The 23,547-nt window shown below is 66.5% G+C and carries 23 protein-coding genes; 9 read left to right on the top strand and 14 right to left on the bottom strand.

Going from position 1 to position 23,547, the window contains the following annotated elements; genetic code table 11:
- Positions 1-69 precede the first annotated feature (69 nt).
- Positions 70-1,113, top strand: coding sequence for a TerC family protein (locus HMPREF2716_RS17325; RefSeq protein WP_003104462.1), 1,044 nt, complete (start codon positions 70-72; stop codon positions 1,111-1,113).
- Positions 1,070-1,261 carry a hypothetical protein gene (locus HMPREF2716_RS17320; RefSeq protein WP_003160407.1) on the top strand — a complete coding sequence of 64 codons (192 nt, stop codon included), beginning with the start codon at positions 1,070-1,072 and terminating at the stop codon, positions 1,259-1,261. Before HMPREF2716_RS17325 ends, HMPREF2716_RS17320 begins: the two co-directional genes overlap by 44 nt.
- Before the next feature lie 42 nt (positions 1,262-1,303).
- Here the strand turns inward: HMPREF2716_RS17320 and HMPREF2716_RS17315 are convergent, their stop codons facing one another.
- Complete coding sequence (locus HMPREF2716_RS17315; RefSeq protein WP_023517712.1) at positions 1,304-2,533, bottom strand: acyl-CoA dehydrogenase; 1,230 nt, start codon at positions 2,531-2,533, stop codon at positions 1,304-1,306.
- A gap of 173 nt (positions 2,534-2,706) precedes the next feature.
- Here HMPREF2716_RS17315 and HMPREF2716_RS17310 point away from each other — a divergent pair, with 173 nt between their 5' ends.
- Complete coding sequence (locus tag HMPREF2716_RS17310; protein WP_003090000.1) at positions 2,707-3,639, top strand: LysR family transcriptional regulator; 933 nt, start codon at positions 2,707-2,709, stop codon at positions 3,637-3,639.
- A 116-nt stretch (positions 3,640-3,755) separates the two neighbouring features.
- On the opposite strand, the gene HMPREF2716_RS17305 is transcribed toward HMPREF2716_RS17310, so the two are convergent.
- The 6 genes from HMPREF2716_RS17305 to HMPREF2716_RS17280 all read right to left on the bottom strand — a co-directional run bounded on the left by HMPREF2716_RS17305 (position 3,756) and on the right by HMPREF2716_RS17280 (position 11,600).
- Complete coding sequence (locus HMPREF2716_RS17305; RefSeq protein ID WP_003090001.1) at positions 3,756-4,883, bottom strand: acyl-CoA dehydrogenase family protein; 1,128 nt, start codon at positions 4,881-4,883, stop codon at positions 3,756-3,758.
- Positions 4,884-4,911: 28 nt separating this feature from the next.
- Complete coding sequence (locus HMPREF2716_RS17300) at positions 4,912-6,102, bottom strand: acetyl-CoA C-acyltransferase (RefSeq protein WP_003108823.1); 1,191 nt, start codon at positions 6,100-6,102, stop codon at positions 4,912-4,914.
- A gap of 17 nt (positions 6,103-6,119) precedes the next feature.
- Positions 6,120-6,887 (bottom strand): 3-hydroxyacyl-CoA dehydrogenase, encoded by a 768-nt coding sequence (locus HMPREF2716_RS17295; protein ID WP_003090005.1) that lies wholly within the window; start codon positions 6,885-6,887, stop codon positions 6,120-6,122.
- Positions 6,888-6,906: 19 nt separating this feature from the next.
- Positions 6,907-8,574: an acyl-CoA synthetase gene (locus tag HMPREF2716_RS17290; protein WP_003139051.1), complete on the bottom strand. Its 1,668-nt coding sequence runs from the start codon at positions 8,572-8,574 to the stop codon at positions 6,907-6,909.
- Positions 8,575-8,751: 177 nt separating this feature from the next.
- Positions 8,752-9,837 carry an AraC family transcriptional regulator gene (locus HMPREF2716_RS17285; RefSeq protein ID WP_003113336.1) on the bottom strand — a complete coding sequence of 362 codons (1,086 nt, stop codon included), beginning with the start codon at positions 9,835-9,837 and terminating at the stop codon, positions 8,752-8,754.
- A gap of 68 nt (positions 9,838-9,905) precedes the next feature.
- Entirely contained in the window at positions 9,906-11,600 is a 1,695-nt protein-coding gene (locus HMPREF2716_RS17280) for an AMP-binding protein (RefSeq protein ID WP_023517713.1), read from the bottom strand.
- Between the two features lie 221 nt (positions 11,601-11,821).
- On the opposite strand from HMPREF2716_RS17280, the gene HMPREF2716_RS17275 reads away from it, so the two are divergent.
- Complete coding sequence (locus HMPREF2716_RS17275) at positions 11,822-12,514, top strand: MgtC/SapB family protein (protein WP_003102512.1); 693 nt, start codon at positions 11,822-11,824, stop codon at positions 12,512-12,514.
- Positions 12,515-12,650: 136 nt separating this feature from the next.
- On the top strand, positions 12,651-12,797 hold the full coding sequence (locus tag HMPREF2716_RS29615) for a PSPA7_2676 family Cys-rich small protein (protein WP_003090016.1): 147 nt from the start codon (positions 12,651-12,653) through the stop codon (positions 12,795-12,797).
- 39 nt (positions 12,798-12,836) lie between these two features.
- On the opposite strand, the gene HMPREF2716_RS17270 is transcribed toward HMPREF2716_RS29615, so the two are convergent.
- Positions 12,837-13,379 carry a DUF4946 domain-containing protein gene (locus tag HMPREF2716_RS17270; RefSeq protein WP_012614084.1) on the bottom strand — a complete coding sequence of 181 codons (543 nt, stop codon included), beginning with the start codon at positions 13,377-13,379 and terminating at the stop codon, positions 12,837-12,839.
- A gap of 318 nt (positions 13,380-13,697) precedes the next feature.
- Between HMPREF2716_RS17270 and srfA the strand changes: the two genes are divergently transcribed.
- A complete protein-coding gene (gene srfA, locus HMPREF2716_RS17265; RefSeq protein ID WP_003090022.1) occupies positions 13,698-13,928 on the top strand; it encodes a stress response facilitator SrfA in 231 nt (76 codons plus the stop codon).
- Between the two features lie 74 nt (positions 13,929-14,002).
- Here srfA and HMPREF2716_RS17260 read toward each other — a convergent pair whose 3' ends face one another.
- Complete coding sequence (locus HMPREF2716_RS17260; RefSeq protein WP_003102510.1) at positions 14,003-14,290, bottom strand: type 4 pili assembly inhibitor PlzR; 288 nt, start codon at positions 14,288-14,290, stop codon at positions 14,003-14,005.
- 168 nt (positions 14,291-14,458) lie between these two features.
- Between HMPREF2716_RS17260 and ctpH the strand changes: the two genes are divergently transcribed.
- Positions 14,459-16,165 (top strand): methyl-accepting chemotaxis protein CtpH, encoded by a 1,707-nt coding sequence (gene ctpH / locus HMPREF2716_RS17255; RefSeq protein WP_003122632.1) that lies wholly within the window; start codon positions 14,459-14,461, stop codon positions 16,163-16,165.
- Between the two features lie 127 nt (positions 16,166-16,292).
- Here ctpH and HMPREF2716_RS17250 read toward each other — a convergent pair whose 3' ends face one another.
- Positions 16,293-16,805, bottom strand: coding sequence for an anti-virulence regulator CigR family protein (locus HMPREF2716_RS17250; protein ID WP_003090028.1), 513 nt, complete (start codon positions 16,803-16,805; stop codon positions 16,293-16,295).
- Positions 16,806-17,161: 356 nt separating this feature from the next.
- On the opposite strand from HMPREF2716_RS17250, the gene HMPREF2716_RS17245 reads away from it, so the two are divergent.
- Entirely contained in the window at positions 17,162-18,649 is a 1,488-nt protein-coding gene (locus tag HMPREF2716_RS17245) for a SulP family inorganic anion transporter (protein ID WP_070621969.1), read from the top strand.
- A gap of 9 nt (positions 18,650-18,658) precedes the next feature.
- Here HMPREF2716_RS17245 and HMPREF2716_RS17240 read toward each other — a convergent pair whose 3' ends face one another.
- The 4 genes from HMPREF2716_RS17240 to HMPREF2716_RS17225 form a co-directional block, all read right to left on the bottom strand.
- The gene (locus HMPREF2716_RS17240; protein ID WP_003090032.1) at positions 18,659-19,486 is read right to left on the bottom strand and encodes a class I SAM-dependent methyltransferase; all 828 of its coding nucleotides are present in this window, start codon (positions 19,484-19,486) and stop codon (positions 18,659-18,661) included.
- The gene (locus tag HMPREF2716_RS17235) at positions 19,476-19,901 is read right to left on the bottom strand and encodes a DUF1641 domain-containing protein (protein WP_003090035.1); all 426 of its coding nucleotides are present in this window, start codon (positions 19,899-19,901) and stop codon (positions 19,476-19,478) included. Before HMPREF2716_RS17235 ends, HMPREF2716_RS17240 begins: the two co-directional genes overlap by 11 nt.
- 22 nt (positions 19,902-19,923) lie before the next feature.
- A complete protein-coding gene (locus HMPREF2716_RS17230) occupies positions 19,924-21,111 on the bottom strand; it encodes an NAD(P)/FAD-dependent oxidoreductase (protein WP_015648930.1) in 1,188 nt (395 codons plus the stop codon).
- 192 nt (positions 21,112-21,303) lie between these two features.
- Complete coding sequence (locus tag HMPREF2716_RS17225) at positions 21,304-21,513, bottom strand: hypothetical protein (protein ID WP_023129750.1); 210 nt, start codon at positions 21,511-21,513, stop codon at positions 21,304-21,306.
- Between the two features lie 256 nt (positions 21,514-21,769).
- Here HMPREF2716_RS17225 and HMPREF2716_RS17220 point away from each other — a divergent pair, with 256 nt between their 5' ends.
- On the top strand, positions 21,770-23,533 hold the full coding sequence (locus tag HMPREF2716_RS17220; protein WP_003102498.1) for a cyclic di-GMP phosphodiesterase: 1,764 nt from the start codon (positions 21,770-21,772) through the stop codon (positions 23,531-23,533).
- Positions 23,534-23,547 lie beyond the last annotated feature (14 nt).

Here is a 23,547-nt window from a genome sequence, read left to right as displayed (position 1 = left end):
CTGACGGTAAGCAATTGCCGCCATGTCGGAGTCACATGACCATCCGACAATTCGAAGCGAGGGGGCCCAATGGCAGCTCTGCATGCATTTCTCACCGAACCGTTCCTCGGTACGGCTACCTGGTTCTGGCTGGCCTTCCTGGCCATCGTCATCGTTCTCCTGGTCCTCGACCTCGGCGTGCTGCAACGCGACCACCACGAAATCGGCGTGCGCGAAAGCCTGCTGCTGTCCGCCGGCTACTTCGCCTGCGGCCTGGCCTTCGGCGGCTGGGTCTGGTACGCCTTCGGCCCCACCAGCGCGGTGGAGTACTACACCGGCTTCCTGGTCGAACAGTCGCTATCGATGGACAACGTGTTCGTCATGGCGATGATCTTCAGTTTCTTCGGCATCCCCCGCCGCTACCAGCACCAGGTTCTGTTCTGGGGCATCCTCGGCGCCATCGTCCTGCGGGCGATCATGATCGGCCTGGGCGCCGCGCTGGTGAAGGAGTTCGACTGGATCATGTACGTGTTCGGCGCCTTCCTGCTGTTCAGCGGCGTGAAGATGCTGTTCAACAAGCACGAGGAAGAACCCGACCTGGAGCACAACCCGGTGCTGCGTTTCCTGCGCAAGCACATGCGGGTGACCAAGGAACTGCACGAGCATCACTTCTTCGTCCGCCTGCCGGACGCCAGCGGCAAGCTGGTGCGCTACGCCACCCCGCTGTTCTTCGCCCTGGTGCTGATCGAGCTGGCCGACCTGGTGTTCGCGGTGGACAGCGTGCCGGCGATCTTCGCCATCACCCAGGACCCGTTCATCGTCTACACCTCGAACATCTTCGCCATCCTCGGCCTGCGCGCCCTGTACTTCTCGCTGGCGGCGATGATCCACCGCTTCGTCTACCTGAAGTACGCCCTGGCCCTGGTGCTGGTGTTCATCGGTGCGAAGATCATGCTCCACGGTGTGATCGGCAAGATTCCCGCCGGCCTCTCGCTTGGCGTAACCTTCGGCCTGCTGGCGGGCGGCATCCTGCTCTCCCTGCTGAAGACCCGCACGCCGAAAGCCACCGTCGAGGACAAGGCCGAACCGAATGCCGAACACGCTCTGGATCGAACGTCTGGACACCCACGCTGAACCTTTCTGGCGGGTCCGCCTCGGCACGCGCGGGATCTGCTTCCGCAACGAGCGGGCGGCCCGCGAGTTCGCCGCCCTGCTGCACAGCCGTCGCGCGTGGCAGCTGGAACGCAACGCCGAGGAAAAAGGGGCGGAGTCCCCGGAATGAAAAAGGCCCGCATCCGCGGGCCTTTCCCGTATACCACAGCCGTCAGCGGCTGCTGCGCAGCATCTCCCTGGGCACGTACTTGCCCAGCTCGAACTTGCCGATCGCCGCGCGGTGCACCTCGTCCGGACCGTCGGCCAGGCGCAGGGTGCGCTGCATGGCGTACCAGTAGGCCAGCGGGAAGTCGTTGGAAACCCCGGCGCCACCATGCATCTGGATCGCCCGGTCGATCACCTTCAACGCCACGTTGGGCGCCACCACCTTGATCTGGGCGATTTCGCTCTGGGCGATCTTGTTGCCCACGGTATCCATCATGTAGGCGGCCTGCAGGGTCAGCAGGCGCGCCATGTTGATCTCCATCCGCGAGTCGGCGATGTGGTCGATGTTGCCGCCCAGGCGCGCCAGCGGCTTGCCGAACGCGGTACGGCTGACCGCGCGCTTGCACATCAGTTCGAGGGCGCGCTCGGCCATGCCGATGGAGCGCATGCAGTGGTGGATGCGGCCCGGGCCGAGGCGCCCCTGGGCGATCTCGAAACCGCGGCCCTCGCCGAGGATGACGTTCTCGTAGGGCACCCGTACGTTCTCGAACAGCACTTCGGCATGGCCATGCGGCGCGTCGTCGTAGCCGAACACCGGCAGCGGGCGGAGGATCTTCACCCCGGGGGTGTCGACCGGTACCAGGATCATCGAGTGCTGCTGGTGGCGCGGCGCGTCCGGGTTGGTCAGGCCCATGAAGATCAGGATCTTGCAGCGCGGATCGCAGGCGCCGGAAGTCCACCACTTGCGCCCGTTGATCACCCAGTCGTCGCCGTGGCGCTCGGCGCGCGCCTCCATATTGGTGGCGTCGGACGAGGCCACGCCCGGTTCGGTCATGGCGAAGGCCGAGCGGATCTCGCCGCTCAGCAGCGGTTCCAGCCAGGTGCGCTTCTGCTCCTCGCTGCCGTAGCGCACCAGCACCTCCATGTTGCCGGTATCCGGCGCGGCGCAGTTGAAGGGTTCCGGCCCGATCAGCGAACGGCCCATGATTTCCGCCAGCGGCGCATATTCGTGGTTGGCCAGCCCGGCACCGTACTCGGACTCGGGCAGGAACAGGTTCCAAAGCCCTTCGGCCTTGGCCTTGGCCTTCAGCTCTTCCATGATCGCCGTCGGCTGCCAGCGGTCGCCCTCGGCGACCTGGCGCTCGAACACGGCTTCGGCGGGATAGACATGCGCTTCCATGAACGCGCTGACGCGTTCACGCAGCTCCTGGACCTTGGGGGAATAGGCGAAATCCATGGGGGATACCTTCTGACGGGTTGGCAGGCGAGGCATCGGACAAAGGCGCTGGTAACGATGCCGGAACAGGGCTTAAGATTTGCCCAGTCTATTTTTTCCGTCCATGAACATTCATGATCCATATGGGGGTCATCCAAGCCCCCAATAACAAGAAAAGTCGCGGAGCCAGTGCCATGAACCTGAACAAAGTCGACCTGAACCTGTTCATCGTGTTCGATGCGATCTATACCGAAGCCAACCTGACCCGCGCCGGGCAGATCGTCGGCATCACCCAGCCAGCCGTATCCAACGCCCTTTCCCGGCTGCGCGAGACCTTCAACGACCCGCTGTTCGTGCGCACCGCCCAAGGCATGGTGCCGACCCCTATGGCGCAGAACATCATCGGCCCGGTGCGCAACGCGCTGCAGTTGCTGCGGGTTTCGGTGCAGGAGAGCCGCAGCTTCGATCCGCAGCAGGCGAACAAGACCTACCGCATCAGCATGACCGACCTCACCGAAGCGGTCATCCTCCCCCCGCTGTTCCAGCGCTTGCGCCGCCTGGCGCCGAACGTGCATATCGAGAGCTTCCTCGCCAAGCGCCGCGAGACCACCAAGGAACTCGCCGCCGGCCGCCTCGACTTCGCCGTCGACGCGCCGCTGAACACCGATCCCCAGGTGCGCCACGTCAAGCTGATGGAGGACCGCTACGTCTGCGCCATGCGCCGCGGCCACCCACTGGCGGGCAAGCCGAAGCTGGCCCTGGACGATTACCTGGGCCTGACCCACATCCATATTTCCAGCCGCCGCAGCGGCCTCGGCTACATCGACCTGGCGCTGGGCAAGATGGGCATCCAGCGCAAGATCGCGCTGCGCTCGCAGCACTACCTGATGGCCTCCACGGTGGTCCAGCAGACCGACATGGCGATGACCGTGCCGGAACGCTTCGCCCGTCACCACGACCTGCACTACGCGGTGCTGCCGGTGAGCGACGTGCCGAAGCTGGAAACCCACCTGTACTGGCACGAGAGCACCGATCAGGACCCGGCCAACCGCTGGATGCGCGAGCAGATCATCGAGCTGTGCCAGCAGGTCACCGCGCGCGAGAACAAGGCGGCACAGCCGGCGTGAGCGCCTGCCAAGGGGCGTAGGGCGAACGAGGCTCGGGCATTTGCTTCCGAGGTGCCTCAGTGCGCCCTCTCCCTGAAGGGAGAAGGCGCCGTTGCGGAAACGACGGATAGTCGCCGCTACAGGCTGCGCGCGATCACCAGGCGCTGCACGTCGCTGGTGCCCTCGTAGATTTGGCAGACCCGCACGTCCCGATAGATGCGTTCCACCGGGAAGTCCTTGAGGTAGCCATAGCCACCGAGGGTCTGGATCGCCGCGGAGCAGACTTCCTCGGCCATCTCCGAGGCGAACAGCTTGGCCATCGAGGCTTCGGTCAGGCACGGCAGACCGGCTTCGCGCAGGCTGGCGGCGTGGTGGACCATCTGCCGCGCCACGGCGATGCGGGTGGCCATGTCGGCCAGGCGGAAGGCCACCGCCTGGTGCTCGATGATCGGCTTGCCGAAGGTTTCCCGCTCATGGGCGTAGTCGCGCGCCGCCTCGAACGCCGCGCGCGCCATGCCGACCGCCTGGGCGGCGATGCCGATGCGGCCGCCTTCGAGGTTGGCCAGGGCGATGCGGTAACCCTCGCCCTCCTCGCCCAGGCGCAGCGTGGCCGGGATACGCAGGTCGTTGAAGGCCAGCTGGCAGGTGTCCGAAGCGTGCTGGCCGAGCTTGTCCTCGATCCGCACCACCTCGTAGCCGGGCGTGTCGGTGGGCACGATGAACGCGCTGATGCCGCGCTTTCCGGCATCCGGATCGGTGACCGCGAAGACGATCACCATCCCCGCGTGGCTGCCCGAAGTGATGAACTGCTTGGCACCGTTCAGCACGTAGTGGTCACCGTCGCGGCGGGCGCGGGTCTTCAGGAAGCTCGCGTCGGAACCGGCCTGCGGCTCGGTCAGGGCGAAGGCGCCGAGCATCGAACCCTGGGCCAGCGGACGGAGGAAGCGCTCCTTCTGCTCGGCGCTGCCGAACTTGTGGATCGGCATGCAGCCGACCGAGTTGTGCACGCTCATGATGGTCGAGCAGGCGCCGTCGCCAGCGGCGATCTCCTCGAGGGCCATGGCGTAGGCCAGGTGCCCGGTCTGCGCGCCGCCCCATTCCTCGGGCACCAGCATGCCGAGGAAGCCGAGGTCGGCCATCTCGCGGATCGCCTCGGCCGGGAAACGGTGCTCGCGGTCCCAGTCGGCGGCGAACGGTTTCAGCCGTTCCTGGGCGAACTGCCGCGCCATGTCACGGATCTGGATCTCTTCTTCGCAGGGAATCATCGCGGGTTCCTCTTCTTCACTGCCTGCATCAGCGCAAGCGCTCGACGGCGATCGCGGTCGCCTCGCCGCCGCCGATGCAGACCGCCGCCACGCCGCGTTCCAGGTCGTACTGCTGCAGGGCGTTGAGCAGGGTCACGACGATCCGCGCGCCGGACGCGCCGATCGGATGGCCCAGCGCACAGGCGCCGCCGTGGACGTTGAGGCGCTCGTGGGACAGGTCGAGGTCGCGCATTGCCGCCATGCCGACCACGGCGAAGGCTTCGTTGACCTCGAACAGGTCGACCTCGCCCAGCGACCAGCCGGTACGCTGCATCAGACGCTTCACCGCACCGACCGGCGCGGTGGGGAACAGGTTCGGCGCGTCGGCGAACGAAGCATGCCCACGAATCGCCGCCAACGGCGCGAGCCCGCGTCGCTCGGCCTCGGAAAGGCGCATCAGGACCAGCGCGGCGGCGCCGTCGGAAATCGAACTGGAGTTGGCCGCGGTCACCGTGCCGCCTTCGCGGAACGCCGGCTTCAGGGTCGGGATCTTGTCCAGCCGGGCCTTCGGCGGCTGCTCGTCGCTATCCACCAGGCGCTCGGTCTTGCCGGCGGTGACCGTCAGCGGCACGATCTCGGCCTGGAAGCGCCCGTCGCGCATGGCTTGCTGCGCGCGGGTCAGCGAGGCCACGGCGAACTCGTCCTGTGCTTCGCGGGTGAAGCCGTAGGCCTCGGCGCAGTCCTCGGCGAAGGTGCCCATCAGGCGGCCTTTGTCGTAGGCGTCTTCGAGGCCGTCGAGGAACATGTGGTCGAGCACCTTGCCGTGGCCCATGCGGTAGCCGCTACGGGCGCGCTCCAGCAGGTAGGGCGCGTTGGACATGCTTTCCATGCCCCCGGCCAGCGCGACCCCGGCGCTGCCGGCGAGCAACGTGTCGTGGGCGAGCATCAGCGCCTTCATGCCCGAGCCACACATCTTGTTCAGCGTCGAGCACGGCGTGCCGCGCGCCAGCCCGGCGCCAAGCACCGCCTGGCGCGCCGGCGCCTGGCCCTGGCCGGCGGCGAGCACGCAGCCGAGCACGGCCTCGTCCACTTCGTCGGCTTGCAGGCGCGCCCGCTCCACCGCGGCGCGCACCGCCGCGGCGCCGAGGGTAGCGGCGTTGACGTCCTTGAAGTCGCCGAGGAAGCCGCCCATCGGGGTGCGGACGGCGCTGACGATGACGATCGGATCTTCGCGGGTCATGGGATCTTCCTCCTGTATTAGCGGGCGGCCATGCGGATGGCGCCGTCGAGGCGAATCACTTCGCCGTTGAGCATGCTGTTCTCGATGATCTGCCGGACCAGCGCGGCGTATTCGTCCGGACGCCCCAGGCGCGGCGGGAACGGCACGCTGGCGCCGAGGGAGTCGCGCACCTCCTGGGGCATGCCGGCCATCATCGGTGTCTCGAAGATGCCCGGGGCGATGGTCATCACTCGGATGCCGAAGCGCGCCAGCTCGCGGGCGATGGGCAGGGTCATGCCGACCACCCCGCTCTTCGAGGCGGAATAGGCGGCCTGGCCAATCTGCCCGTCGAACGCCGCCACCGAGGCGGTATTGACGATCACCCCGCGCTCGCCGCCCTCGTCCGGCTGGCCCTGGGACATGGCCTCGGCGGCCAGGCGCAGCATGTTGAAGCTGCCCACCAGGTTGATGTCGATGACCCGGCGGAAACTCTCCAGGGCATGGATGCCATTGCGCCCTAGGACCTTCTCGGCCGGCGCCACGCCCGCGCAATTGGCCAGGCCATGGAGGCCGCCGAAGGCCTCCAGTGCAGTGGCCACGGCCTGGCGGCCGTCGGCCTCGCTGGCGATGTCGGCCCTGACGAAGCGCGCCTGGGCGCCAAGCTCGGCGGCCTTGGCCGCGCCGGCCTCGGCGTTGATGTCGGCCAGCACCACCTTGCCGCCCTGCTCCACCAGCATCTTCGCGGTGGCGGCGCCAAGGCCGGAGCTGCCGCCGGTGACCAGGAACACTCGATTTTCGATACGCACGTCGTTTTCTCCTGCTGAATCAGTTCGCGGCGGCCGCCCGTGGGGCCGCCTCGCGTTGCCGGGCGATCTCCTGGTTGCGCAGGAGAAAGCGCTGGATCTTGCCGCTGGGGGTCTTCGGCAGTTCCTCGAGGAACTCGATCTCCCGCGGGTAGGCGTGCGCCGACAGGCGCTGGCGCACGTATCGCTGCAGTTCGTCCGCCAGTTCCGGCGTCGGCCGGTGGCCGGCGCAGAGCACGACGAAGGCCTTGACCAGTTCGGTGCGCTCCGGGTCGGGCTTGCCGATCACCGCCGCCTCCATCACTGCCGGGTGTTCGATCAGCGCGCTCTCCACATCGAACGGGCCGACCCGGTAGCCAGAGGTGGTAATGACGTCGTCGGCGCGGCCGACGAAGCTGATGCTGCCGTCTTCGTTGAGTTCGACGGTATCGCCGCTCAGGTAGTAGTCGCCGACGAAGGCTGCGGTTTCCAGGCCCTGGTAGCCGGGGAACCACATCAGCGGCGAACGCCGCCGGTCGAGGGCGAGGATGCCCGGCTGGCCGGGCGGCAGTTCGTTGAGATCGTCGTCCAGCACTACCACCCGGTGCCCGGGACAGGCGAATCCGGCGGCGCCGACCCGCACCGGATGCGCCAGGGCATGGTGGTTGCACAGCACCATGCCCAGCTCGGTCTGCCCATAATGGTCGTGGATGGTGGTGCCGAGCCTGTCGGCGAACCAGCGGATCACCTCCGGCGTCAACGGCTCGCCGGCGCTGCTGACCGCGCGCAGGCGCCCTTTCAGCGCAGTCTCCGCGGCCGCGCCGGCGGCCATCAGCAGGCGATAGGCGGTGGGCGATCCGGCGAGGTTGGTGATGCCGTAGTCACGGATGATCCGGCAGGTGCTTTCCACGCTGAACGGCCCTTCGTAGAAGGTGGTCGGATGGCCCATGGCGAGGGGACCGGCGACAGCGTAGTAGAGGCCGTAGGCCCAGCCCGGATCGGCGAGGTTCCAGAAGGCGTCCTCGGGGCGCAGGTCCACCGCCTCGCGCAGGTAGCCGACAAAGGCGAGGATCGCCTTGAGCGGCACCGGCACCGGTTTGGCCAGGCCGGTGGTGCCGGAGGTGAACATCATCAGGAACGGATCCTCGCCGCTGCGCGGAACCGGCTCGAACTCGGCCGGATAGCGCTCCAGCTCGGCCCAGAAGCTGAAATCGCCGCGACGGATGCCCTGCCCCTTCGGTCCGCCGACGGTGACGGCCAGAGGCGGATCGGCGAGTTCGTCGAGCTTGTCGCGGTTGGCCGCATCGGTGACCAGCACCTTGCTGCCGGCGGTCGCCACGCGGTGTTCGATGGCCTTCGGGCCGAAGGCGGTGAACAGCGGCTGGTACACCGCGCCCAGGCGCCAGGCGCCGAGGATGGTGACCAGAAGCTCGGGCGTGCGCGGCAACAGGCCGGCGACGCAGTCGCCCGGGCGTACGCCCTGGGCCTGGAGGAAATTGGCGAAACGTCCGGAGAGCGCTTTCAGCTCGCTGAAGGTATAGCTGGCGCGACTGCCATCCTTGCCCTCCCAGAACAACGCGATCCGTCCCGGCAGGGCATGCCGGTCGCAGCATTCGACGCAGGCGTTGAGCGCCTGGAGCGTACCGGAAAGCGTGGCGGCGGCGGTCCGCTGCAAGTCGAACCCGGCGGCAGTGGTGGCGTAGTCGCGCATTGCAGGACTCCTCGGCTTGTTTTTGTATGGAGTAGCCGGAATCTTCACGCCATGGCCGACGCGGGGCAATGTCGAAAGGCTTCAATCTGCCTGAGCGGTTTGGACAATCCGTGCTGGCCGCCTGCCCCGCCGAACCGTTCGCGACATACGGCGGATGACGCTGCGCGGGCATTCACCCTATCGATGGCCGAGCGTTTCGGACAAGACGCCTGACGACTCGGCCGACGCGGTTTCCGCCGCGACCTGCGTCCGGTACTGCCCGGGGGTCGAGCCGGTCCACTTCTTGAACGCCTTGTGGAACGCGCTGCCATCGGCGAAGCCCAGCTCCAGCGCCAGTTCGGCGAAATTCGCCGCGCCGGCGTCCAGCCGCGCGATGGCCAGGTCGCGGCGGACCTGGTCCTTCAGCGCCTGGTAGCTCTGCCCTTCCAGGGACAGCTTGCGGCGCAGGGTCGAGGGCGCCATGAAGAAATGCCCGGCGAGCGCGTCCGCGTCCGGCCAGCGTCCCGGCCGCAGGCTGCGCAGGTAGGCCTTGATCCGCGCCGCCAGGCTCTGCGGATCGCGATAGCGGACCAGAATGTTGGCCGGCGCGCCGAGCAGGAAGCGCCGCAGCTCCCGCTTGTCGCGGCGGACCGGCAAGGCCAGGCAGTCGGCATTGAACAGCAGGCGGCTGAGGGGACGGGAGAAACGCAGGTTGTCGCTGAACATCACCCGGTAGTCCTCGATGTAGTCCGGCTGCGGACAGCGCAGGTCGATGGCCAGGATCGGGATGCGCCGGCCGACCAGCCAGCAGGCCAGGCCATGGGTGATCATCCATAGGGTGAAGTAGGACAGCGCTCGCCCGTACCGGCCCGGCGCCTCGTCGAGGACGATTTCCGCCAGGCCGCCGCGGCGCTGCAGGCGCGGCTGGAAGTCGTCGAACTGCAGGCAGAGGAATCGCAGGATGCCGGTCAGCGCCGGCTCCAGGGTCTGCTCGTGGATCGCGCAGCGGCTCATGAAAGCGAAGCTGCCACTCTTCAGGCGCCGCGAGTCCATGCCGAAGAATTCGTCGTCCATGCGCCGAGCGAGATCCAGCCAGAGCCGCGAATAGGCGTGCGAGGTGACCCGCGCGTAGGGTTTGCCGAGCAGCTGCGGATCGATACCGGCGGCCTGGAGGACCTCCCCCTGCTCGCCGCCCTGCCGGCGCCACTCCACCAGCGCCTCGCCGACCAGGCGCACCGAGATGGTGCCCTTGGTGCTCGCCTGAGTCTCGCCGTCGTTCTTCACCCGCCCCTCTCGCCTCGCTGCGCGCCGCCCGCCACCTTAGCGCAGGAGCGGGGCGCGGCTCCATCCTCTCAATCGCACCCCTGGCGCAGCGCGAGTAGGCGAATCTCTTCGATGCTGATCTCGCGCATGCGGAACTTCTGGATCTTGCCGGTAACGGTCATCGGGAACTCGTCGACGAACTTGAAGTGGCGCGGGATCTTGAAGTGAGCGATACGCGCCTTGCAGAACGCCCGCAACTGTTCGTCATCGGCGTGGTGGCCCGGATGCAGCTTGATCCAGGCGACGATTTCCTCGCCATAGCGCTCGTCGGGGATGCCGATCACCTGCACGTCGGCCACCGCCGGGTGAGTGAAGAAGAACTCCTCCAGTTCGCGCGGATAGATGTTCTCGCCGCCGCGGATGATCATGTCCTTGCTGCGCCCGACGATCCGCACGTAGCCGTCGTCGTCCATCACCGCCAGGTCGCCGGTGTGCATCCAGCGCGCCGGGTCGATGGCCTCGGCGGTGGCCTGGGGGTCGTTCCAGTAGCCGAGCATCACGCTGTAGCCGCGGGTGCACAGCTCGCCGATCTCGCCGCGCGGCACCACCCTGCCCGTCTGGTCGACGATCTTGCTCTCCAGCCTCGGCTGGGTGCGTCCGACAGTGGTCACGCGCAGCTCCAGGCCATCGTCCGGACCGGTCTGCAGCGACACCGGGCTGGTCTCGGTCATGCCGTAGGCGATCTGCACCTCGGCCATGTGCATGTCGCCAATGACCCGCCGCATCACCTCGATCGGGCAGGTGGCGCCGGCCATGATTCCGGTGCGCAGGCTGGAAAGGTCGAATTCGCGGCGGCGCGGATGATCCAGCTCGGCGATGAACATGGTCGGTACCCCGTACAGCGCGGTGGCGCGCTCCTCGGCCACGGCCAGCAGGGTCGCCTCGGCGTCGAAGCTGGGCGCCGGGTAGATCATGGTCGAGCCATGGGTGACGCAGCCGAGGTTGCCCATCACCATGCCGAAGCAGTGATACAGCGGCACCGGGATCACCAGGCGGTCTTCCGCGCCGAGTCCGAGGCTTTCGCCGACCATGTAGCCGTTGTTGAGGATGTTGTAGTGGCTGAGGGTGGCGCCCTTGGGGAAGCCGGTGGTACCGGAGGTGTACTGGATGTTGATCGGCTCGTCGAACTGCAGCGAGGCCTGGCGCTGGCGCAGTTCCTCGGCGCCTACCGCGGCGGCCAGCCCCGGCAGGCCCTGCCAGTGCAGGAAGCCCGCCGGCGCCCGCTCGGCCAGGCTGATCACGCCGCGCAGTTCCGGCAGGCGCTCGCTAGCCAGTTCGCCCGGACGCGCCCGCGCCAGCTCCGGCAGCAGGTCGCCGAGCATCGCGTGGTAGTCGCTGGTCTTGAAGGCGTCGGCGCAGATCAGCCAACTGCAACCGGACTGCTTGATAGCGTATTCCAGCTCGCTGCTGCGGTATGCCGGGTTGATGTTCACCAGGACCGCACCGACCTTGGCGCTGGCGAACTGGGTAATGCACCATTCGGCGCAGTTCGGCGCCCAGATCCCCAGGCGTTCGCCGGGGCGCAGGCCCAGCGCGATGAAGGCGCGGGCGTAGGCATCGACCCGCTCCGCCAGTTGCCGCCAGCTGTAGCGCAGGCGTTGATGCCGCACCACCAGCGCCTCGCGCTCGGCATGACGCGCGACGGTGGCATCGAAGGCGTCGCCGACGGTGGTCGCCAGCAAGGCGACATCCTGGCGACCCGAGGTATAGCTCGGCTGATTCATGGCTTTCCCTTGTTGTGGTTGTTCTGGGAATGTCGCTGAACCGTCGTCCTGCGCCGCCAGGGCGCTACGACGGACACCGGCGAGCGGTGTCGGTGAAGTCGAAGAGCATGTTTACGTTAACGTAAAGGTAAACGCAAGAGGCTTATCCGCCCAGGGCCGTCGGCCCCGGCGCGGCCCAACGGAACGGCGTAGAATGGGTGGTTTTTTCACAGGAGCACAGCATGACCCCGGAAATCGCCATCGGCCTGGTGACGGCCCTCGGCCTCGGTGCGCTGGTCGGTCTCGAGCGACAATGGCGACAGCGCTCTTCCGGCATGGCCACCCACGCGATGGTCGCACTCGGTGCGGCCAGCTTCTCGATCCTGCCGCTGTTGCTCGACAACGAGGTCAGCGTGACCCGCATGGCGGCCCAGGTAGTCAGCGGCATCGGTTTTCTCGGCGCCGGCGTGATCATGCGCGACGGCCTCAGCGTACGCGGCCTGAGCACTGCGGCGAGCATCTGGAGCACCGGCGCGATCGGCGTACTGGCCGGCAGCGGTTTCATCCTGGCGGCCTGCATGACGACCGCGCTGATCGTCATCGCCAACCTGTTCCTGCCCGCTCTCGGCCGGGTGGTGGACCGCCACACCTCGGGCGAGGCCGAGCAGGAGCGCTTCTACCAGATCAGCGTGTCCTGCGAGGCGCGCAACGAAGCGCTGGTGCGCATGCAGTTGCTGCAACGCATGGGCGACAACCGCCTGAACCTGCAGAGCCTGGAAAGCCACGCGCTGAAAGGCAGCGGCAACGTGGAAGTGAACGCCGTGGTGTTCACCCTGCACAAGGAGGATTCGCTGGTGGAACAGATGGTCGGCGAGCTGTGCCTGGCACCGCAGGTCACCGCCGCCAGTTGGGTGATGAATCCCGCCGCGGAATGAACCGGCGAATTTAGGTTGCCCATTCTAGACGCTTCGCCGCAGGCTTTTCCCACCTCCAGACAAGAACAAGCCGGAGTGAACCACACCACCACTGCCTGTTTCGTGGACGGGGCGAGCCGCCCCGCGGGGAGGAGTCATGCGCTTGCGTTGTTTCTTGCGAGGTTGCCGCTGGGACGAAGGTAGCCTGGTCACGGTAGGCCCCGACCTGATGCTGCGCCAACGTTGCCGGCGTTGCGGCGCCCATCGCTATCTCAGCGTCGAGGCGCCGCCCGAGGAAGCCTGAGCGACTCCGGTCGCGTCCAGGCGTCGAGCGGCTGGCCCTTCAGCGCAGGACCAGGCTGGCCCGGGTGCGCAGGTAGCTCTGCCGGTAGACCACGCTGTTGGACGGACTGGCGGTATATACCAGGGAGTACATCGCGCGCTGTCCCAGGGCCATCGCCACGATCTGGGTCAGCAGCACCTCGTTGCCCTGGCTGATCCGGCAGTGGGTCTCCAGCGATGCCAGGCCGCCGAGGTTCGAGCGGATCGGTGTGGTGCAGCGCGAGCCCAGCCCGGCCTTGCGGTAGCCCGATTGGACGACATCGAAGACACTCTGGAACTGGCCGTCGATCTCCACCGACTCCTCTTCCATCATCTTCAGGCTGAGCAACTCGATGCTGGCTTCCTTCTCGCCTCCCGGCCCGAGCTTGGTCGCCAGTTGCCGGGAGCCCAGTTGCTCCACGTCGCTGGCCTCGGGTGGGATGCTCTCGGTGATCACCTGCCAGCCGGCCGGCCAGTCGACCTCGGGCTGATAGCCACTGCTGGCGCAACCCGCCACAAGCCCCGCCACTACCACCAGCGCCAAGCCGGACGCCTTGCTTCTCATAGCATTTCCTTACTCGCAAAACCCATCGGAGGGAAAGGTCGGACCTGTCGCCATGGCGCCGTCCGCGCAGTCTCCGAGCCCATGGCGACAACGTTCCCAGCTTACCGGAGAGACGGCGAGCGCCAAGGCGCAAGCCTGAACAAGCTAGCCGACTTGGCGAGGAACGCACAAATTTCATCGGCTGGCGTACAGGTATGGGACATCGGTACCAATAGCGAAGTCGCGCAATCCGTCAGTTTTTTTTGAATTTTTGCCATTGGAAAAAGTCTGTTCAGCGCAGCGTTTTTCCAAGTCCCATCCGGCCCGCAAGGAGAACCCATGGCTGAACCCCAGGACAAGTACACCCGGCGCACAGGCAGGACCTGGGCGGACGACCAGGCGACCTACAACCGTCTGCGCGAAGAAGCCGACGCCGCTCGCCAGAAGCTGCGCGAAAGCGGCTACAGCGGCGCCGAGTACGACCAGTTGCGTCAAGCCGCCTTCGATCTCAACCGCAAGGCCAACCAGTACTGGGAGCAGATGCTCAGCGACCTGCGCCAGGAAGACTGATCAGCGCCACGCCGGGAGACTGCCGCTCTCGGCCCGCACACCCCCTCCACTCTTTGCGTGCTCCTGGCGTCGGCTCATTCGGGCGCATCCGGGTATTGCACCTCGTCCAGCAGGCGAAACCCCACGTTGTCGGCGTCCAGCGCGCTGAGCAGCTCGATCTGTCGATCAATGTCCTGGTTGATATTGGCCAACTGGCCGATGAAGGCATTGGCCGCCTGGCGGGTGCCAGGGTCGGAGCTGCGCGACAGCTCGAAGCCGAGCTGGGTCAGGGCAGCGGCCAGGTGAGCGAGATTGCGCACACTCAACGAGTGCAACTGGCGGGAAACGGCCTGTTCATCCTGAACGGTGGGAGGGACATCCATGAGTCAGATCCTTCGACTGGCACAATGTGACATTCGTCACAGAGATTAACCGAAGCCCCGCAGAACATCCATGCCAGCTATTTCCCTTCGTCGGCTCTGGCCCGGCCCCTGCGTCGTCCTCAAGTTGTCAGATCCGCTGTCGATACTCTGCGAGCCGGAACACGCGCCATGCCCGCCTCGCCGGGCCACAGGGACGTCCTCGGCTGCCTCGTCGCAGCCTGCGTGCCGGTCCAACCTGGCAATCCATCGAGGCGTTCCATGCTGCAACAATCCCTACGTGCGCAAATCCTTGTCCTGCTCGGCGGCAGCCTGGCGGCGCTGCTACTCATAGCCCTGGCCTGCTTCGGCTCGCTGACCGGCGACGTACGCGCCTACCGCGAGCTGCTCGGCGGCCCCGTGCGGGCGGCGCAACTGATCGACGAGGCCAACCTGCAATTCCGCGGCCAGGTCCAGGAATGGAAGAACGTCCTGCTGCGCGGACGCCAGACGGAGGCCCAGACGAAATACTGGAGCCAGTTCGAAGCCCAGGAGCGAGCGGTGCAGGACATCCTCGGGCGCCTGGGCAGCGTGGCCGAAGGCGAGTTGAAGGATCGTGTCGAGCGCCTGCGCGAAGAGCACCGGCGACTCGGTACGGCTTACCGACAAGGCAGGCAACGGTTCCTCGAGGCGGGCGCCGACCCCATCGCCGGCGACCAGGCGGTGACCGGCATCGACCGCGCCACCACCGCGCAGATGCAGACCCTGCGCGACGAACTGCACCAGGCCAGTGATCTCCATTCCTCCTCCATCAGCGCGGAGGCCCGGCGCACCATGCTGCTCGGCAGCCTGGTGCTGATCGGCGCCAGCCTGGCCGTCGCCCTGCTCAGCCTGTGGCTGGTCAACCGCAACCTGGTCCGTCCGGTGCAACGCCTGATCGAGCACATCGCCCAGCTCAGCCATGGCGACTTCGGCGAGCGCATCGAGATCCGGCGCAAGGACGAACTCGGCAAGCTGGCCCTGGCCGCCAACACCCTGCGCGACTTCCTGGTGGACATCTTCGACCGGCTGCGGCGCAGTACCCGCGACCTGGACAGCGCCAGCGGCTCGCTGAACGCGATCGCCAGCCTGATGGCGGCCGGTACCCGCGAGCAGTTCAGCCGCACCGACCAGGTCGCCACGGCGATGCAGGAAATGTCCGCCACCGCCCAGGAAGTGGCGCGCTACGCCGGCGACGCGGCCAGGGCCGCCGACGAGGCGGACGATTCCGCCCAGCGCGGCGAAGACGTGATGGAAGAAACGATTCGCAGCATCGGCGAGATGCGCAAGGAGATCGACCATACGGTGGAGGTCATCCGCCAATTGGAAAGCGATAGCGGCAGGATCGGCAAGGTCCTCGACGTGATCCGTGGCATCGCCGAGCAGACCAACCTGCTCGCCCTCAACGCGGCCATCGAAGCCGCCCGCGCCGGCGATGCCGGCCGTGGCTTCGCGGTGGTCGCCGACGAGGTCCGCACCCTGGCGCAGCGCACCGCCGAGTCCATCGCCGAGATCCACCAGATCATCGATACCGTGCAGAACGGCGCGGTGAATGCCGCGCGCGCCATCGAAAGCGGGCAGTCGCGCAGCGAGGCCGGTGCCGAGCAGGTTGCCAACGCCGGCGCCATGCTGCGCCAGATCACCGCCTCGGTCGAATCGATCCGCGACATGAACCGCCAGATCGCTACCGCCGCCGAGGAACAGACCGCCGTGGCCGAGGACATTTCCCGCAACCTCACGGAAATCGCCTCGATCGCCTCCAGCAACCAGGAACAGGTGGAGCAGACCGAAGCCGCCAGCCGCGATCTCCACGGCCTCTCCGCGCAACTGGGCGATGCCCTGCAACGCCTGCGGGCCTGACCTGGGGTAAGAAAACGACTTCCATGAGGTAAGGCGGACAACCGCAACGCGATTATCCGCCGCTCCAACGGGGGGGTCATGGCGGATAGCGTTGTGGCGCTATCCGCCATGCACAGCCAGGGTTCGATCAGTCGAGGACGTTGTCCAGCACCTCGTAGATCAGCCCGGTCGCCACCGCCACCAGCAGCAGGTCGGTGCCGGCCTGCATCCACTCGTAGCCGTCGTAGTGCGGCAGCCGGCCTAGCAGGCGGCCGTCGAGTTTCTTGGCGATGCCGGGCGGCAGCGGCTTGCCGCGCGCCAGGTTCTTCTGGATGCCGGGCGGCAGGGCCGGCCCCGGGTTCCAGTAGCCGCGGTTGTCGCCGAGGATCACCCGTACCCCGCCGACGTCGATACGCGGTCCCGAGTCCCAGTTGCCGCCGCCGTTGCCCTTCTGGCCGGCGCCGCCGCCCTTGTTGCCGGGGCCGCCATGGTTGTCGTGGCCACCCTGGTTGCCTTTGTTGCCCTTGTTACCCTTTCCGCCGTCCATCTGGTTACCGTGCGGGTTGCCCTTGCCATTGCCCGGGTCGGCCAGGACGGCAGGCGTACCGCCGATCAGGGACAGGCTCACGACCAGCGCCAGCACAGAACGAGTGTTGAACATGATGATGTTCTCTCCATGCGAGGACGATCCCTCGATAGCTTAGAACCGTTTCGCTTGTTTGGTTCCATGCCGTCGATCGCGACGCACCCCAGGGAAAGCCCGAGCTGCAGGCTTGGTCGAACCTGTCGAATCGGCTATGCTGCCGCTCCCTGCAAGCGACTACCCGCTACTCCCCGATGACCTGGCTGCCCACTCCGCCATAGCCATGCCTGCCCCTTCCGGCCACCGTCCGAACGACCGTGGCCAGCGTTCGTTCGCCTGAACGCCTGTCGTCATCCCTTGTTTTTTCCAATGCCATCCCGCGGCCCGCGCTGTCGACCGACTGCACGGGCCGTGCCTCGCCCCTGGGTATCCCGATGCTACAGACGCTGAAACAGAACTGGTTCTCCAACCTCCGCGGCGACCTGCTCGCCGGCCTGGTCGTCGCCCTGGCGCTGATCCCCGAGGCCATCGCCTTCTCCATCATCGCCGGGGTCGACCCGAAGATCGGCCTGTACGCCTCCTTCAGCATGGCGGGGGTGATCGCCTTCGCCGGCGGCCGTCCGGGAATGATCTCCGCCGCGACTGGCGCCATGGCGCTGCTGATGGTCAACCTGGTGAAGGACCACGGCCTGCAATACCTGCTGGCGGCGACCCTGCTCTGCGGCGTGCTGCAGATACTCGCCGGCTACCTGCGCCTGGGTTCGCTGATGCGCTTCGTCTCGCGCTCGGTGGTGACCGGTTTCGTCAATGCCCTGGCGATCCTCATCTTCATGGCCCAGCTACCCGAACTCACCGATGTCGGCTGGCCGGTCTACGCGATGACCGCCGCGGGCCTGGCGATCGTCTACGGCTTCCCGCACCTGCCCCGGATCGGCCGGCTGCTGCCCTCTCCGCTGGTATGCATCCTGGTCCTCACCGGCATATCCATCTACCTGGGCCTGGACATCCGCACCGTCGGCGACATGGGTCAGTTGCCCGACAGCCTGCCGCTGTTCCTCTGGCCGGACGTGCCGCTGAACCTCGACACCCTGCTGATCGTCCTGCCCTACTCCGCCGCCCTGGCGGTGGTCGGCCTTCTGGAGTCGCTGATGACCGCCACCATCGTCGACGAGATGACCGACACCGGCAGCGACAAGAACCGCGAATGCAAGGGCCAGGGCCTGGCGAACATCGCCACCGGCCTGCTCGGCGGCATGGCTGGCTGCGCGATGATCGGCCAGTCGGTGATCAATGTTAAATCCGGCGGGCGCAGCCGGCTCTCGACCCTGGTGGCCGGCGTCGCGCTGCTGCTGATGGTGGTGTTCCTCAGCGACTGGGTCGGGCGGATTCCCATGGCGGCCCTGGTGGCGGTGATGATCATGGTGTCCATCGGCACCTTCCGCTGGGAGTCGATCCGCAACCTGAAGCGCTACCCGCTATCGACCAACCTGGTCATGCTGGTGACAGTCGGCGTGGTCCTCGCCACCCACAACCTGGCCTTCGGCGTGGTCGCCGGCGTTCTCCTGGCCTCGCTGTTCTTCGCCAACAAGATCGGGCACTACCTCGATATCGACAGCGAACGCTCCGCCGACGGCACCCGCCGCCACTACCAGGTGAGGGGACAGGTGTTCTTCGCGTCGTCCGGCAGGTTCGTCGCTGCCTTCGACCTGAAAGAGACACTGGAGCATGTGCTCATCGACCTGCGCCACGCCCACCTGTGGGACGTCACCGCCGTCGCGGCACTGGACAAGGTGGTCCTGGGCTTTCGCCAGCGCGGCGTGCAGGTCGACGTGCTGGGCCTGAACGCCGCCAGCGCGACCCTGGTCGATCGCTTCGGCGCCTACGACAAGCCGGGCGCCGTGGACATTCTCTCCGATCACTGAAACGCCCGTTCAGCGGCCGAGACTGGCGACGATGAATACTCGACGGAACGGGAACAGCGTTCGTCCATCCAGTTCCCGTGGATAGTGACGGTGCAGCAGTTCCAGGTAACGGTCGAGGAAGCGCCGACGCGCCTCTTCGTCCAGTTCGCCGAGCACCGGACGCAAGGCGGAGACCTTGATCCAATCGAAGATCGGGTCGTTGCCGTCCACCACTTGCAGGTACTCGGTCTCCCAGATGTCCAGCTCCGCCGTCAGCGGCGCCAGTAGCCGGTAGTAGTTGTCCAGCGACAGCACATTGCGCCGATGCAGCCGGTAGCGCAACGCGGGGCTGCCCAGCGATGCACCACCGGGGCCCGCACTGTCCAGCGCATCGAGCATCAGGCGATACCAGGAAGCATCGCGCCAGTTCGGCATGTGCGCCGCCAGGCAGCCTCCCGGAGCCAGTTGCCCCAGCAGGCGTGGCAGCAGCTTGCCGTGATCTTCGAGAAAGTGCAGTACCGCCGCTGCGAACAGCAGGCTGGCAGGGCGCTCGGCGCACCAGTGGCGCAGGTTGGCGCGTTCCCAACTGGCCTTGATCGGCAAGCGCGCGGCCTCCTCGAGCATCTCCACGGAGCTGTCCACGCCGTGCAGTTCGGCCAGCGGCCAGCGGCGGGCGAGCAATTCGGTAGCGATGCCGGTTCCGCAGCCAAGATCGTAGATCCGCTCCGGACAGCACAGCTCGATATGGTCCAGCAACTCAACCACCGGCCGCTGGCGCAATCGGGCGAACTGCATGTAGGCGGAAGGGTTCCAACGCGCCTCTAGATCCGCACGATCTCGGAGAAGGTCATGCACCATGGGCAACCTCCTGCTCCGCGGCGAGTTGGCACCCCAGGCTGCGCAAACTACCCAGCACGAGAGCCAACCCGCGCCGGGTATCGGCGTCGCGCAACAACCGCAGCAGGTCTTTCAGGCTTGGCGGCTGCTCTCGGAGCAGCTCCGCCTTGGCCACGCGTACCGCGTTGCCGACTGACCAACCGACGCTGGTGACCTGCTCGAAGAGCTGCGCCAGCCTGTCCACCATGGCCGGGTCCAGCAGATCGACGATATCCGAAAGCAGTGACAGCAGATCCACCAGGTTGTCCAGGCGGTGGCCCTCGATCAGCGGCTGCAACTTGACGGCCAGGGCCTGGAGACTCTCGCGGGTCTGCTCGGGAAACAGGGTGGTATCGGCCTGCGCCTGCGACGCGTATGGCTGCTGATGGCTATCCATGTCGGCTCCTCCCCGTGCGGGGTCAAAGCATTCCACGGGCTACGGCCCAGTACAGGCCGCGATTGAAACCCTGGCGCAACAACCCGCCAAGCTTGGTCGGCGGGGTCGGCTTTACGTCGTGCCGATAGTCGTACCAGAGCGGCATTCCGGCGTTCAGGCCCATCTGCGCGACAGCCTGGACTCGTCCATCGTAGATCGCGCAGGGCTTGCCGAGACGAATCTCGGCAGCGATGTTGCTGGCGACTACCGGCGCCTGGTTGTGACAGGCCCCACCGGCCTTGCTCACCGGCAGATCGACGGTATCGCCCAGGGTATACACCCGGTCGACGCCATACACCTGCAAGGTTTCATGGTTCGTCGGCAACCAGCCTTCGTCGGCGGCGGCCTGGGACAGGCCGCACTCCCTGACCGCATCCACGGCGTGGATCGGCGGTGTCGCCATGAGCAAGTCGAACGGCTGCTCGTCGCCCTCCTCCGAATAGGCGATGCGCCGCTCCGGGTCGACCCTGGCCAGGGTAAAACCGCGCTGGAAACGGATGCCGCGTTGCTCGAACAGGCTCGGCAGGATTTCGCAGGTCGGTCGTTGCAGGAACAGACAGTTGCGCAGCAACTGGGCCGTGGTGGGATAGGTGTAGACGATCTCGACACGTTCGCGGACACCCCGGCGGCGCAAGTAGTCGTCGAGCATCAGGGTCGTCTCCACAGGCGCGATCCCGCACTGGTGGGGCACGTTCGGCGTCCTCGGGAAGCTCACCGTGATGAATACCCGCCCCGACTCCAGGCTCGCCAGCCGCTCGGCCAACCGACGGGCCGGCTGGTACTGGTAGAAATGGTCGCCAGCCTCTTTCAGCCCCTCGATACGTTCCGGAGCCGGCACGCAACCCGTGGCGATCACCAGGTAGTCGTAGCCATGGCGCCTGCCGCTGCGGGTCTGCAGTTCCTGGCGGGGGAAATCGAAACGGTCGACCCGGTCGAGCTGGAAAATCACTTCCGGCCGCAGCAGCGAGCGCTGCGGTCGTTTCAGATCTTCGAGGAAGAATTGCTCGAAGGCGACGTACATGAAGGCCGGCTTGTAGTAGTGATCCGGCGAGTCGGAAATCAGCAGTACCTGCACCTCGCCGCCGAGTATCTCCGGGTAGAGCCGGACGACCAGCAGGTTGGCGAGCATGGTGCCGCCCACTCCGCCCCCGACGATGACGATTCGTTGCATGACTTCTCCTTAACCCTGAGAAAGCCATGGGTATATCTAGATGAACCGGGGGATTAGGCAAGCACGGCTTCGCCACGGAAACAGGACAAATCCGGAAACCTCATCCAGTTCAAGCGCTTGCCTGAGAAGACCCGCCGCCTACCAGAACTGGCAGGGTAAAACGACGGGAATACAGCGCTGCCTCGCTGACGCCTAGCGCCTCGTTCGGGCGAGGGCCCGGAACGTATCGAACGCCAGCACCAGCACGAGCATCGGCATGAGCAACGGGACGAAGGCGGATATGGCGTCCTGGTAAGGCCGCCCCAGCCACCACAGGAAGAGGCTGGCGCCGCCGATCAGCAGGATGACGAGAAGGATGACGAACTTGCAGAGGCGCGAGGCGAAGGAGAGCGTGTCGGACATGTCTTTTCTCGGTGGAAGCATGTGCGACCGTTTTAGCGAGCGGTGATGCTGGCCGATATAGGAAGAGTCCGTTTACCAGGTAATCGATTTCGCAGAGCTGGCGTCGGCGTCGAAGGCCGTACCGGCATGACCGCGATCAACCTCCACGCCCTTTCATCGCTGCAATCTGGGAAAAGAGCCCGCGCTCCACGAAATAAAGGCACAATGACATCATTGATTGCCGATGCCCGACATCGCAGTAGCCCAGGAGTCCAGCATGGCAACCCCACCCTATCCCGAGGACGAGCATTCGAGACAGGCCTACGTCGACCAACTCGGTCTGCTGGAAGAAGGTGCGGACGAGGTATTCGAGGAAATCCTCGCCGCCGCTACGTCCTACTTCCAGACGCCCATCGCGCTCATTTCCATCCTCGACCATCAGCGCCAGTGGTTTCGCGCGAGCATCGGCCTCGATATCCGGCAGACGCCGCGACGGGATTCGTTCTGCGCCTATGCGATCCTGGGCAAGGGAGTATTCGAGGTGGCCGACGCCACCCTCGACCCGCGCTTCCGGGACAACCCCTATGTGCAAGGCGAACCGCGCATCCGCTTCTACGCCGGGGCTCCGCTGGCCACCGCGGAAGGTCTCAACCTCGGCAGCCTCTGCGTCATCGACCGGGAACCACGCGGGCCGCTGGCCGAGCGGGACGTCGCCATGCTCGAGCACTTCGCCCGGCTGGTGATGGCCCGTATCCATACGCTCCGCTCGACCAACTACATCGACGAGCCAACCGGCCTGTACAACCGTCTCCGCCTGCAGGAGGACGTTTCCCTGCGCCTGCAGCGCGACGGCGCCCTCACCGTGATCGCCGCCGACCTCCTGCCCCTCGCCCTGCTGAATACCATCATCCGTACGCTGGGCTATCCCTTTTCCAACGACCTCATGCTCGAGGCGCGCGACCGCATCCGCGCGGAACTGCCGGATTTCACTCTCTACAAGATCAGCCCGACGCGCTTCGGACTGCTCCTGCCACGGCAGCAACAGGAAGAAACCGAGTCGGTCTGCCTCCGCCTGCTGCGGGCCTTCGAAAGCCCCGTCGTATGTCGCGGGATCCCGATCAAGGCCAACGTGGGCCTCGGCGTACTACCGCTTGCCGACGATCCCCTCGACGGCGATCAGGACTGGCTGCGCCTGGTGGTCAGCGCGGCCGACGACGCCCGCGACCGCGGTGTCGGCTGGGCCCGCTACAACCCGCCGCTGGACCAGGCCCAGCAGCGTGCCTTCACATTGCTGACCTCGCTGTCCCAGGCGATCGGAACCGAAGAAGGCTTCCATCTGGTGTATCAGCCGAAAATCGACCTGCCGACAGGCAGGTGCACGGGCGTGGAAGCGCTGCTGCGCTGGCGGCACCCGCAACTCGGCTTCGTCAGCCCCGCCGAATTCGTGCCCCTGGCGGAGAAAACCGCACTGATGCGCCCCCTCAGCGACTGGGTGCTGCGCCATGCCATGGCCCAGCTGGCGCAATGGAACGCACGGAACATCCCGCTCAGGCTGGCGATCAACGTATCGGCATCGGACATGGAAGACAGCAGCTTCCTGGAAGAGGCCGTCAGACTCGCCAAAACCTACGACATCGACCTTTCCGCCCTCGAGCTGGAATTCACCGAAAGCGTACTCATCCGCGACGCCTCGGCGGTCGGCTCGGTGCTGCTGCGTGCCCGGGAGCTTGGCATGGGCATCGCGGTGGACGACTTCGGCACCGGCTACAGCAACTGGACCTACCTGCGCGATCTGCCAATCACCGCCATCAAGCTCGACCAATCGTTCACCCGCGACCTCGCCGGCTCGCCGAAGGCGCAGAGCGTCACCCAGGCGGTGATCGGCCTGGCCAGCCAGTTGGGTTATCGGGTGGTCGCGGAAGGCATCGAGACCCACGACACCTTCCACCTGCTGCAGGCCTGGGGCTGCCACGAGGGCCAGGGCTATCTGATCGCCCAGCCGATGCTGCCGGAGCAACTGGAGGACTGGCTGCGGCGTTAGCCAACGCAGGCACG

This window comes from Pseudomonas sp. HMSC076A11 (assembly GCF_001810205.1).
Lineage (GTDB): Bacteria > Pseudomonadota > Gammaproteobacteria > Pseudomonadales > Pseudomonadaceae > Pseudomonas > Pseudomonas aeruginosa.
This window is presented reverse-complemented; position numbering and strand designations above follow the sequence as displayed.

Excerpts from the sequence above, each read along its gene's own strand:
- HMPREF2716_RS17325 (WP_003104462.1), top strand. The coding sequence starts at position 70 with ATGGCAGCTCTGCATGCATTTCTCACCGAACCGTTCCTCGGTACGGCT.
- HMPREF2716_RS17320 (WP_003160407.1), top strand. The coding sequence starts at position 1,070 with ATGCCGAACACGCTCTGGATCGAACGTCTGGACACCCACGCTGAACCT.
- HMPREF2716_RS17315 (WP_023517712.1), bottom strand. The coding sequence starts at position 2,533 with ATGGATTTCGCCTATTCCCCCAAGGTCCAGGAGCTGCGTGAACGCGTC.
- HMPREF2716_RS17310 (WP_003090000.1), top strand. The coding sequence starts at position 2,707 with ATGAACCTGAACAAAGTCGACCTGAACCTGTTCATCGTGTTCGATGCG.
- HMPREF2716_RS17305 (WP_003090001.1), bottom strand. The coding sequence starts at position 4,883 with ATGATTCCCTGCGAAGAAGAGATCCAGATCCGTGACATGGCGCGGCAG.
- HMPREF2716_RS17300 (WP_003108823.1), bottom strand. The coding sequence starts at position 6,102 with ATGACCCGCGAAGATCCGATCGTCATCGTCAGCGCCGTCCGCACCCCG.
- HMPREF2716_RS17290 (WP_003139051.1), bottom strand. The coding sequence starts at position 8,574 with ATGCGCGACTACGCCACCACTGCCGCCGGGTTCGACTTGCAGCGGACC.
- HMPREF2716_RS17280 (WP_023517713.1), bottom strand. The coding sequence starts at position 11,600 with ATGAATCAGCCGAGCTATACCTCGGGTCGCCAGGATGTCGCCTTGCTG.
- HMPREF2716_RS17275 (WP_003102512.1), top strand. The coding sequence starts at position 11,822 with ATGACCCCGGAAATCGCCATCGGCCTGGTGACGGCCCTCGGCCTCGGT.
- HMPREF2716_RS29615 (WP_003090016.1), top strand. The coding sequence starts at position 12,651 with ATGCGCTTGCGTTGTTTCTTGCGAGGTTGCCGCTGGGACGAAGGTAGC.
- HMPREF2716_RS17270 (WP_012614084.1), bottom strand. The coding sequence starts at position 13,379 with ATGAGAAGCAAGGCGTCCGGCTTGGCGCTGGTGGTAGTGGCGGGGCTT.
- srfA (WP_003090022.1), top strand. The coding sequence starts at position 13,698 with ATGGCTGAACCCCAGGACAAGTACACCCGGCGCACAGGCAGGACCTGG.
- HMPREF2716_RS17260 (WP_003102510.1), bottom strand. The coding sequence starts at position 14,290 with ATGGATGTCCCTCCCACCGTTCAGGATGAACAGGCCGTTTCCCGCCAG.
- ctpH (WP_003122632.1), top strand. The coding sequence starts at position 14,459 with ATGCCCGCCTCGCCGGGCCACAGGGACGTCCTCGGCTGCCTCGTCGCA.
- HMPREF2716_RS17250 (WP_003090028.1), bottom strand. The coding sequence starts at position 16,805 with ATGTTCAACACTCGTTCTGTGCTGGCGCTGGTCGTGAGCCTGTCCCTG.
- HMPREF2716_RS17245 (WP_070621969.1), top strand. The coding sequence starts at position 17,162 with ATGCTACAGACGCTGAAACAGAACTGGTTCTCCAACCTCCGCGGCGAC.
- HMPREF2716_RS17240 (WP_003090032.1), bottom strand. The coding sequence starts at position 19,486 with ATGGTGCATGACCTTCTCCGAGATCGTGCGGATCTAGAGGCGCGTTGG.
- HMPREF2716_RS17235 (WP_003090035.1), bottom strand. The coding sequence starts at position 19,901 with ATGGATAGCCATCAGCAGCCATACGCGTCGCAGGCGCAGGCCGATACC.
- HMPREF2716_RS17230 (WP_015648930.1), bottom strand. The coding sequence starts at position 21,111 with ATGCAACGAATCGTCATCGTCGGGGGCGGAGTGGGCGGCACCATGCTC.
- HMPREF2716_RS17225 (WP_023129750.1), bottom strand. The coding sequence starts at position 21,513 with ATGTCCGACACGCTCTCCTTCGCCTCGCGCCTCTGCAAGTTCGTCATC.
- HMPREF2716_RS17220 (WP_003102498.1), top strand. The coding sequence starts at position 21,770 with ATGGCAACCCCACCCTATCCCGAGGACGAGCATTCGAGACAGGCCTAC.